7 protein-coding genes are annotated in these 5,070 nt (G+C 36.3%); all 7 read right to left on the bottom strand.

Annotated elements, in window-relative coordinates:
• Positions 1-140: 140 nt before the first annotated feature.
• Positions 141-1,934: a PAS domain-containing protein gene (locus QZ276_RS01655; RefSeq protein ID WP_292484695.1), complete on the bottom strand. Its 1,794-nt coding sequence runs from the start codon at positions 1,932-1,934 to the stop codon at positions 141-143.
• A 223-nt stretch (positions 1,935-2,157) separates the two neighbouring features.
• On the bottom strand, positions 2,158-2,649 hold the full coding sequence (locus QZ276_RS01650) for a desulfoferrodoxin family protein (RefSeq protein WP_292484694.1): 492 nt from the start codon (positions 2,647-2,649) through the stop codon (positions 2,158-2,160).
• Positions 2,650-2,752: 103 nt separating this feature from the next.
• A complete protein-coding gene (locus QZ276_RS01645; protein WP_292484692.1) occupies positions 2,753-2,995 on the bottom strand; it encodes an AcrB/AcrD/AcrF family protein in 243 nt (80 codons plus the stop codon).
• 12 nt (positions 2,996-3,007) lie between these two features.
• Positions 3,008-3,292: a monomethylamine permease gene (locus QZ276_RS01640; protein WP_292484690.1), complete on the bottom strand. Its 285-nt coding sequence runs from the start codon at positions 3,290-3,292 to the stop codon at positions 3,008-3,010.
• Positions 3,293-3,297: 5 nt separating this feature from the next.
• A complete protein-coding gene (locus QZ276_RS01635; protein WP_292484689.1) occupies positions 3,298-4,692 on the bottom strand; it encodes an APC family permease in 1,395 nt (464 codons plus the stop codon).
• 21 nt (positions 4,693-4,713) lie between these two features.
• Positions 4,714-4,839, bottom strand: coding sequence for a hypothetical protein (locus tag QZ276_RS01630; RefSeq protein WP_292484687.1), 126 nt, complete (start codon positions 4,837-4,839; stop codon positions 4,714-4,716).
• A 74-nt stretch (positions 4,840-4,913) separates the two neighbouring features.
• Positions 4,914-5,070: monomethylamine:corrinoid methyltransferase (locus QZ276_RS01625; RefSeq protein WP_292484685.1), on the bottom strand; the 157-nt coding region annotated here is incomplete at its 5' end.

Genomic DNA, 5,070 nt, shown 5'->3' with positions numbered 1-5,070 from the left:
CAGTTCTCCGATGATCCAAAAACCAGAAACAGATGCTATCAATTGATATAAGAGAAACGATTGGAACTGATAATTTATGTTATGTGGTAGGTCCCTTTGTAGAATATACCCTCTTTAACATTAATTGTCGGACAGCCTGTTTAGTCAAGTGGTAGTTCACCAAGTTCTATTTCAATAGTTATACGACCTATGAAACCTCCCAGCAAATCTGCAATGTTTTCAATCGCGATTCTGACTTCTTGAGGTAAATTATCATGTGTATGGGATGATACACTTAAAGCTGCAATAATTTCACCTTTAAATTTCACGGGGATAATTGCTAACGCTCTTTCTCCTTGTTTAGAATTAGATATGGATTTAGAGTTAAAGAAAATCTCGGAATAATCTTTGTAAATAGGGTTACCAGTCATTAATATTTTAGTGATAAATGAATTAGAATTTATATGCGATATATCATGAACAAGTGACAAAGATAATCCTTTGTGGTTTATGAGGTCCAGCCCTCCTGATTCGTCAACAAAATGTATGCATACGCAATCTATAGTGTTAATTTCAAGAATATGGTCGAGTACTTTATCAATGGCTTCGTCCGTGTCATAATCTGAATTTAATAGTGACCCTATTTTGTGTTGAACATTTATAATTTTTTCAGCGTATCTATGTTTTGAATTATCTAAAATTATTCCCTGATAGGATTCAGGTTCTCCATCATCATTTCGATGTATAATTGTTCTCTCATCTACCCATCTGATATAACCTTTTCTAGTGATTATTCTATATTCTTGTGAGAACTCTGAATATCCTTTTTTACGTTGTTCATGGAGGTTCAATTGAACTTGGTCCAAATCTTCAGAGTATATTATATCTCCATATTGAATTTCACCTTTTACAAATTCATTGGGTGAATAACCAAACTGCGATACATTATCTGATACATATTCTACAGGCCACAATTCATCCAGGTTATCACTTGCTTTCCACTGAAATACAACAACAGGGCTTTGATTTATAATATTTTCAAAATTCTTTTTTTCTTTTAATGAATGCTGTAATGCAACTTCCTTGTTTTTCCTATCTGTAATATCAAACATTATACTTTGATAGGACACAGGCGAAGATTTATCGTTATATTGAACAATCACCTCTTCGTTGACCCATCTGATTTTTCCCTGCTTTGTCAGAATCCTATATTCTTGGGTAAAATCGGTGAAACCTACTCGACACAATTTAGAAAATTCAAACCTAACACGTTCCAAGTCATCAGTATGTATTATGCTGTCATGTTTTACATGTCCAGATGTAAAGTCTTGAGGTGCATAACCTAATTGAGATACGTTATTTGATACATATACCGCAGGCCAATTTCTATCAAATTTCCATAAAAATACTATAAATGGACTGTTATCGATTACTTTTTGAAGAATGTTCCTTAGCTCTAAAGAATTATTAAGAGCTACCTCTTTGTTTTTTTGTCCAGTTATGTCAGTTATAACCCCCTTGTAAAAAGTAATATTATGATTTTCGTCACTGTGGAAATAACTTGTTTCATTTACCCATTTAACTTCGCTTAGTTTTGTTATTATTCTATATTCCTTAGAAAATGTATTGTTGTTGTTAAATGTATAATCCAGCTTATTTTTGATATCCTTTAGGTCATCAGGGTGTATTATATCTTCGTACTTTAGTTTCCCTGTTATGAATTCATCGGGAGAATAGCCAAATTTTTCTATATTATTTGAAACATATTCTACTGGCCACCCATCTTCAGATTTCCACAAAAATACTACACTGTTATTATCTTTATCAAAACTTTCTACTACGCTCTGAATTTCAAAAATATCGTCCAATGCACTTTCATATGCGATATTTTCAGGCGGTACATCTCTGTATTTTTGGTAATAATATTGGCTTCTTTTGAAATATTTTGTATCCAAAATAGATCCCCCTAAAAAACTGCCTGTTTTGGATTATTTTTTAATAATGAATAATTAGACATTTTCGCTGATTTATTTTTTAACACCCCACACATTTACATAAAAGGGTTGGATTATATAATATAAAAATATTATTCTATTAAATTAAAAAATAATGATTAAAAATTAAAAAATTAAAGTTCCTTATCTAAAAAAGAACGAGGAACTTCAAGTTAAATTTTTATTAATACCTATGAGTCCAAACACAGGCTCTACCGGTACCGACATCTTCTGATAATATTTCAATACCTCTAGTTTCTTCCCATAATCCATGTGTATTACAGTACCCAAGAGCAGTTAAACTGGTAGCCACAACTTTGCCTTCACATTCACCACAGACATTATACCCGTGAATATAACAGTTTTCAAATTGATATTCAGCTATTATGTCTTCGTTTGCATATACTTTAAATTTGGCTTCAGCTTTTTCATCGCTTGGTGTAAAGGTTTTTTCATCTACAAGTTCACCATTGAAATATAGCTGGATCCATTCAATGTAGTGGTCGTCCTGCATGGGATGCGGTTCGTGCCCCATATTTACAGTAATTTCAAATTCATCACCTTCAACCACTTCATCCGGTGCTTTAATGAGTGGCAAATGTTCTTTTTCGTCCTCAGTAAGATTTGACATATCTTTTGGACGATTGACTTTAAGTTTGTATCCTTCATGTACCATATAATCCACCACTTTCATTCCAGTTGATTATTGTTTTATTACAATTTAAATAAAGCAGTTAGCAGAGATATAGTCTGCTAACTGTAAACTTTTATTTTTTTATTCAATATTTGTAGTTCTTTACTGAGTGGAACAGTATTACAAAGAAGAACCCTAGTATAGCCGCTACAAATCCAATAAAGGTTACTGGGTCAAAGGCATAACCCAGGTCTCCCCCTTCTTCCCATCCTACAAGTACAGCGCCTTTGAGGACAGTTGGCATTACAACACAGATAAAGGCAAGTACGAATATGAAAAGGACATCAATAGCTTTGATAATGTTGCTTTTAGCAGTCGCTCCATCCATTTTTAAACCTCCTTAATCATAGTATCGAAGTCTGAAACGGTGTTCTTTGACGCTGCGATATACTTGTGCACATCCCAATGTCTCAATACCTATCAGTAAACCTATTACAACGATGTATACACCAAACATCGGTAGAGGCATCAAAGTCCATGCTTGTGTGGTAGTTGTAATCATGGTGAACACAAACAACTCTACCCCAATCAACACTGCTACAATACCGATGATTAACATCAGGTCTAATCTAAGGCCACGGTCATATTTTCCTCTATCAATATCAGACGGTATTTCTGAAGCCATTGTGGTTATTCCTCCTTTTCATTATGGTGAATAGGTTTTGGCCAGCCCATTTCTTTCTCCCAATCCATCGGCCTTTCTGTATGTTTATAATGGAAATAGAAATACGCTATTGTATAGAACAGGAGGCCAAACAACAGGTTGTAGAAGTAACCCCAGTACAATGTTGTCAGGATAACTAATGCAACGAATATCGAAAACCATGCAATATAGGGCTGCAAAGGTCCTTTGAACGGTCGCACTTTGTCATTTGCAATACTATCTGGGAACAGCTTTCTGAAACGTATCAATGAGAACGGTATTAATACATAACAGAGTAGACCCGATATGATAGAGAATGTAATCACCTGGTCGAGATAACCACTGAATGCAAACGCAATTGCAATCGGCATGGTAAATATAACCGACCTATATGGTGATCTATAATATGGATGAACCGCTGAAAACCATTTAGCCACATAATCATCTTTTGCCAGTGCATACCACGATCTTGAAGAATCACAGATTGTACCGTTAGCACTCGCAAGACAAGTTAGTAGTGTTCCAATACCCATCAACACAATCAAGAATGTAACTCCTGATTCTCTTGCAGCTTCCCACTGTGGATAAACTGACACACCGAGGTCGCTTACAGGGAGTATTGATGAACAGTAGAATAATGTCATTGCTGCGACAACAAGCAGTGAAATCATTCCTGCCTGCTGACCGAGTGGTACAGACCTTGATGGTTTGGCACATTCTTCAGCTGACATTGCTGCACCTTCTATTCCTAAATAGAACCATGGTCCAAACTGCAAAGCTGCGAATAAACCTATTAGGCCTTTAGGCATCGCACCTTGCGACCATAACTCGACTGAGTTAAGTTCAACAAAACCTCCTAATGTAGATGAGAAGAAGAACACGATAATCGCAAGGAAAGCTATCATTGTAATAACAAAGTTCAACGTTAAAGCGCCTACAACTCCCCGATAATTAACAAACGTCAACGTACCTATTACTAGTAGCGTCATCGGGAATACAGCAATTTCTGGGAATATCGATTTTGCCAGTTGGGCAACGACAATCGCATCCGCTGCTTCTAGTGCGATGTATTCCATGTATACTGCTAATCCAACACTACCCGCAGCACCAGGTCCTACGAATAGCCTCGCCCATTCATAGGGACCTCCTGCAGATTGTGTGGCAGCACCAAGTTCACTTGCGCATAGTGATATAATAACGTATAATACACCTGCAAGTGTCATGGCGATAAGTGCACCAAGGATACCACCTTTTGCAACTGTAAAGTTCCAGCCCATGTATTCTCCGACCAGAACAATACCAACACCTAGAGCCCAAACATGGAAAGGTCTTAATGTTTTGACTAAACCAACATCATCATCTGGGTCTTTATCATCAGCCATTTTTCACGTCCCCCCTTTTAATCATTTGCTTCTTTTTTCAGCTCTTCTTTTTTCAACTCTTCCAGCATCCAGAAGGATATAGCCTATCAATCCGAAGGCCAATAAATACAATATACCATTGATAATTGTCCATGTTTCATACGGCATTTTTATTCCCCTACCTGTTTTTAATAATAATTATCCAGAGTTAAAATTACAGTGGTATAATAACCACTGATAATTTAGAAAACCAATCCGAGGTCTTCCAGTTTCTTCTTAGCACCCTGGTAGACATTTACGTATTCATCAGTAGGTGTGATGGTAGAAATGTCATAGCACTCCTGGAAGGTCTTGTCCTCTGGAAGGTTTCCGTAGTCGCCTTCGTACATACCGACAAGT

Origin of the sequence: Methanohalobium sp., assembly GCF_018609725.1 — an archaeon.
Lineage (GTDB): Archaea > Halobacteriota > Methanosarcinia > Methanosarcinales > Methanosarcinaceae > Methanohalobium.
This window is presented reverse-complemented; position numbering and strand designations above follow the sequence as displayed.